General features: G+C 71.8%; 5 protein-coding genes. 3 read left to right on the forward strand and 2 right to left on the reverse strand.

Annotated features, from left to right (window positions below):
• The 3 genes from B8460_RS21665 to B8460_RS05560 form a co-directional block, all read left to right on the forward strand.
• A partial coding sequence (locus tag B8460_RS21665) for a hypothetical protein (RefSeq protein ID WP_048860587.1) occupies positions 1–346 on the forward strand: 346 nt, incomplete at its 5' end.
• Positions 347–353: 7 nt separating this feature from the next.
• Positions 354–1,685, forward strand: coding sequence for a dihydroorotase (locus B8460_RS05555; RefSeq protein ID WP_048860588.1), 1,332 nt, complete (start codon positions 354–356; stop codon positions 1,683–1,685).
• Positions 1,686–1,689: 4 nt separating this feature from the next.
• Positions 1,690–2,559 carry a hypothetical protein gene (locus B8460_RS05560; protein ID WP_048860589.1) on the forward strand — a complete coding sequence of 290 codons (870 nt, stop codon included), beginning with the start codon at positions 1,690–1,692 and terminating at the stop codon, positions 2,557–2,559.
• A gap of 3 nt (positions 2,560–2,562) precedes the next feature.
• Here the strand turns inward: B8460_RS05560 and B8460_RS05565 are convergent, their stop codons facing one another.
• Together B8460_RS05565 and B8460_RS05570 are read right to left on the reverse strand one after the other, a co-directional pair.
• A complete protein-coding gene (locus B8460_RS05565; protein WP_048860590.1) occupies positions 2,563–3,576 on the reverse strand; it encodes a hydroxyacid dehydrogenase in 1,014 nt (337 codons plus the stop codon).
• A partial coding sequence (locus B8460_RS05570; RefSeq protein ID WP_048860591.1) for an SDR family oxidoreductase occupies positions 3,551–4,216 on the reverse strand: 666 nt, incomplete at its 5' end. The genes B8460_RS05565 and B8460_RS05570, both read right to left, overlap by 26 nt.

The following is a 4,216-nucleotide window of genomic DNA, read 5'->3' on the forward strand; positions in this document are numbered from 1 at the left end:
CGACACGTTCGGCCCCGACCTCGCCTTCACCCAGGCCGCCGGCGGCGTGATGGGCTGGAACGTCACCGACACGACCAACAGCGCGGTGCCGGGGCGGGTCTATCCGGTGCTGATGCAGTTCGCGCCCGGCGGCACGCTGCGCTTCACGGCCTATGTCAGCGCGCCGACCCGGCTGACGAACCAGCCGATGGACCCGGTGACGGCGGAGACCTTCCCCCGCCTTGCCGGGGCCGCCGACACGGTCGCCATCAGCAGCCCGGCCCTCGGGCCGCTCGGCCGCTTCGGCCTGTCGGGCAGCGCGGCCGCCATCGCGGCGCTTGACCGCTGCGCCCACGGCGCGCTTTAGCGGACGGGTGAGCGACCATTACGACCTGCTGATCCGCAACGGCGTCTGCATACTCCCCTGGGGCGAGGCCGCGACCGATATCGGCGTGCGCGACGGCCGCATCGCGACGCTGTCCGCGCCTGCCGGAGCGAGCGCCGAGGCGGTGTTCGACGCGCGCCACCTGCACGTCCTGCCGGGACTGATCGATCCGCACGTGCATCTGCGCGATCCCGGCGACGCGACGGTGGAAAGCATCGCCACCGGCACGCGCGCCGCCCTGCTCGGCGGCCTTACCGCGGTGTTCGACATGCCGAACACGAGCCCGGCGATCACCGACGCCGAACGCCTCGCCTGGAAGCAGGACCACGCCGAGCGCGTCGCCTGGTGCGATATCGGCCTTTATGTCGGCGCCACGAAAGCCAATGCGGAGGCGCTGGCGTCGCTGGAGACGGCGCGCGGCGTATGCGCGGTCAAGGTGTTCGCCGGCAGCTCGACCGGCGACCTGTTGGTGGAGGACGACGCCAGCATCGCCCGCGTCATGCGCCACGGCCGCCGCCGCATCGCCTTCCACAGCGAGGATGAATACCGGCTGCGCGCCCGCGCGCCGCTGTTCAACCGCGGCGATCCGTATCGCTGTCACATGGAATGGCGCGACGAGGAATGCGCCGCCCTCGGCACGCGGCGGATCATCGCGCTGGCGCGCGAGACGCGCCGCCCCGCCCATATCCTGCATGTCTCGACCGCCGCCGAATACGCATACCTGCGCGACTGCCGCGACATCGCGACGAGCGAGGTGCTGGTCAATCACCTGACGCAGATCGCGCCCGAGGCCTATGACACCCTCGGTGGCTACGCGGTGATGAATCCGCCGATACGCGACCGCCGGCATTACGACGCCGCCTGGGCCGCCGTCGCGGACGGCACGATCGACACCATCGGCTCCGACCACGCGCCGCATCCGCGCGCGAAGAAGGAACTGCCCTGGCCCGACTGCGCCGCGGGGCTGACCGGCGTGCAGACGCTGGTGCCGGTGATGCTCGACCACGTCAACGCCGGGCGGCTGACGCTCGGGCGCATGGTTGATCTCATGGCCGCCGGCCCCGCGCGCGTCTATGGCGCGATCGGCAAGGGACGCATCGCGGCGGGCTACGACGCCGACTTCACGATCGTGGACATGCGGCGGCAGCGCACCATCGAGAACGACTGGATCGCCTCCCCCTGCGGCTGGACCCCCTTCGCCGGCAAGCGCGTCACCGGCTGGCCGGTGGCGACGGTGCTGCGCGGCGGGATCGCGATGCGCGACGACGCCATCATCGGCGCGCCGCGCGGCCGGCTGGTGCGCTTCCTGGACACGGCCTGAGCGCTTGGCGCCGCGCCGCCTCGGCCCGATCGTGCTGGCCGCGCTGCTGGGATCGCTCGGGGCCGCGCACGCCGACGACACGATCAGCGTCAACGACGCCGGCATCCTCGACATGCTGGAGACCTACGCGGCCGAGGCGCGGGCGACGCAACCGGCCTGGAGCAGCCCGCTGGTGACGACCTCGGCGCTGCTGGAGGACCGCGCCCGCTTCGACGTGGCGTTCCAGCAGGCGGGCAACGGCAGCAGCACCACCGTCTATGACGGCGGCAAGGGCGTCGACGTCATCATCTCGCCGACGCAGGAAATCCAGATCGCCAACGCGCCCTTTCTCGTGCGCAGCGGGCCGGACGGGCGCGGGACCGTGGACGGCTTCGCCGACGTGCCGCTGCTGCGCTTCAAGCAGCGGCTGGCGAGCGGACCGGACTACATCCTCGCCGCATGGCTGCAGGCGGTGTTCCCGACCGGCGGCCGGTTCGGCACCGGCGTCGTGACGCTGCTGCCCACAATCGGCTTCGGCCGCAGCTACGGCCCGGCGATCGTACAGGGCACGGTCGGCGCGTCGATCCCCACGGGGCACGAGAGCACGCTCGGGACGCAGGTGCTCGGCAACCTCGCGTTCCAGCTGCGCGTCGCCGGCATGTTCTGGCCGCAGCTCGAAGTCAGCTCGACCTATTCGGCGGACGGCAGGCGGGGCGGCCTGACGCAGACATTCCTCACACCCGGCATCATCGTCGGCCGCTTCGCGCTGGCGCCGCATTTCCAGCCGACGGTCGGCATCGGCTACCAGACCGCGGTCACCCCGAACTACCGCGCCGTCCCGCTCACGCCGCTCTATAACCACGCCTGGATCGTCACCACGCGCGTCAGCTTCTGACCGTCAGTCGAGCACGTCCGGATTGATGACGTTCTCGCGCAGCGGCGCGCCGTCGAGTACGGAGAGGATGTTGCGCGCGGTCGCCACCGACATCGCCGCCAGCGCCTCCTCCGTCACGCCGGCCATGTGCGGCGCGAACACCAGCCCCGGATGCGACAGCAGCGGATTGTCGCGCGGCGCGGGCTCGCGGTCGAACACGTCCAGCCCCGCGCCGGCGAGCCGCCCGGACTGCAGCGCCGCATGCAGCGCGGCCTCGTCCACGATGCCACCGCGCGCGGTGTTGACGAGGAACGCGCCCTCTTTCATGCGCGCGATGCGGGCGGCGTCGAACAGGCCGACCGTCTCGGCGCTGCGCGGGCAATGGATCGTCACGAAATCCGCAAGCGGCAGCGCGGCGTCGAGATCGGGTGCCACGGCGTGGCCGGCGGCCGTGATCGCCGCGTCCGCGACATAGGGATCATGCACCGTCACCACCATGCCGAGCGCGGCACACAGACGCGCCGTCCGGCTGCCGATGCGGCCGTGACCGATGACCAGCACGCGCTTGCCGTCGACCTCCATCGGCGGCAGGGCGAACCGCTTCGACCAGTCGCCCGACCGCACGATGGCGTCCATCCGCACATGCCGCTTCGCCAGCATCAGCATCATCGTCAGCGCGGCCTCGGCCACGCTGGTCGAATTGGCGGTGCCGGTCGTCATCAGCGGGATGCGCCGCCGGTCGAGCGCCGGGATGTCCACCGCGTCATAGCCCACGCCGATGCGCGCGACGACGCGCAGATGCGGCGCGGCGGCGACCTCGGCCGGGCCGAAGGGATTGACCGACAACGCGATGCCGTGCGCCTCGCTCAACGCCGCGTGAAAGGCGGGGCCGGGCTCGCCCGCGCGATAGGTCGCGATGTCGATGTCCGGCCGGGCGCGCAGCACCGCGAGGCCGGCCGCGTGCATCGTGTCCGACACGACGACACGCCGGCGGTTGCCGTGCGCCACCGGATCAGAGCCGGTTGACGCTGCCGACATAGGCGCGGTTCCAGGTGGGGCTGATCAGCACCTCGTTGATGCAGACATGCGGCGGCAGACAGGCGATGTAGCGGATCAGGTCGCCGCAATCCTCGGCCTGCAGCATCTTCGCGCGATCCTCCGCGCTGACCGGGATCGGCCGCTTGTCGAGGATCTCCGTCGCCACCTCGCCCGGGCACAGCGCGGTCGAGCGGATGGCGTTGGTGCATTCCTCCATGTTGATCGAATGGCTCATGGCGACGGCCGCGTGCTTGGCCGCGCTGTAGGCGGGTCCGCTCAGCGGACTGACGAAACGGCCGGCCCAGCTCGCGGTGTGGATCATCGTCCCGCCCTGCCGGCGCATCAGCGGCAGGGCCGCGATCACGCAATAGAAGGCGGCGGAGACGTTGGCGCCCACCACCTCGTCCACCCCCTCGGCCGACAGGTCGGCCCAACGCCGCTTCGGCACGTTGAGGCCGGCGTTGTTCACCAGCACGTCGAGCCGCCCGAGCGTCCGCTCGATCCATGCGGCGACGCGCGGGGCGGTCGCCGCCTGCATCAGGTCGCCTGTCTGGACATGCGCGGCGCCGCCGGCCGCGGTGATCGCCGCCGCGACCTCGTCGAGCTTCGCCGCGCGGCGGCCGGTCAGCACCACCGCCGC

Source organism: Acidisphaera rubrifaciens HS-AP3 (assembly GCF_000964365.1).
GTDB lineage: Bacteria > Pseudomonadota > Alphaproteobacteria > Acetobacterales > Acetobacteraceae > Acidisphaera > Acidisphaera rubrifaciens.